Origin of the sequence: uncultured Kocuria sp., assembly GCF_947500125.1 — a bacterium.
GTDB lineage: Bacteria > Actinomycetota > Actinomycetes > Actinomycetales > Micrococcaceae > Kocuria.
On the sequence record NZ_CANMRA010000088.1, the window covers coordinates 1 to 731 of the forward strand.

The 731-nt window shown below is 83.3% G+C and carries 1 pseudogene; it reads right to left on the reverse strand.

The window, feature by feature from the left end:
- Positions 1-731: pseudogene (locus Q0817_RS19970) on the reverse strand (chromosome segregation protein SMC); the annotation flags it as partial.

Below are 731 nucleotides of genomic sequence, written 5' to 3' on the forward strand. Positions count from 1 at the left end.
GCCGCGCGGGCGGCGTCCCGCGCCCGCGCGAGGGCCGTGGCGAGCTCGGTCCGCTCCGCCTCGGCGGCCTCGGCCGCGGCGCGGGTCTCGAGCGTTCCGGCCGCCTCCGCGGCGCCGCCCCAGGCGCTCGTGCCCGTGAACACGTCACCGGCCCGGGTGACGGCCGTCAGCTCGGGCGCATCGGCCACGATCCGGGCCGCCGTGGCGGCGTCCTCGGTGAGCACGGTGCCCGCGAGCAGGGCCCGGACGGCGGCCGCGCCGCGCCGGGCGTCGTCGCCGGGGCCGGCCTCCCCGGAGGTGCTCTCGGCGGTGCCGTCCCGCAGGACGGCCGCGGCGGGCCGGATCCCGGGCCGGTCGGGGAGCGCCGGGGGCGGGCCGGGCCGGCCCGGGGCGGCCGCGGCCACCAGCAGGTGCACCCGGCCCACGCCGTCGGCGCGCAGGGACTCGAAGACGGAGACGGCCGCACCGTGGGAGCGCACCGCGAGGGCCTCGGCGTAGGGGCCCATGGCGGCGGTCACCGCCCGCTCCCAGCCGGGCTCGACGTCGACGAGGTCGACGACGGCGCCGAGCACGGTCTCGGCGTGCCGGTCGAGGACCGCCGCGGAGCCGTCGGGCTGGCGCAGGGCGGCGCGCAGGGTCTCGGCGCGGGCGCGCTGGGCGTCGTGGGCGCGCAGCAGCTCCTGGGCCGCGGCCTCGGCCTCCCGTGCGGCGGTGCGGGCCCCGGCGGCGGC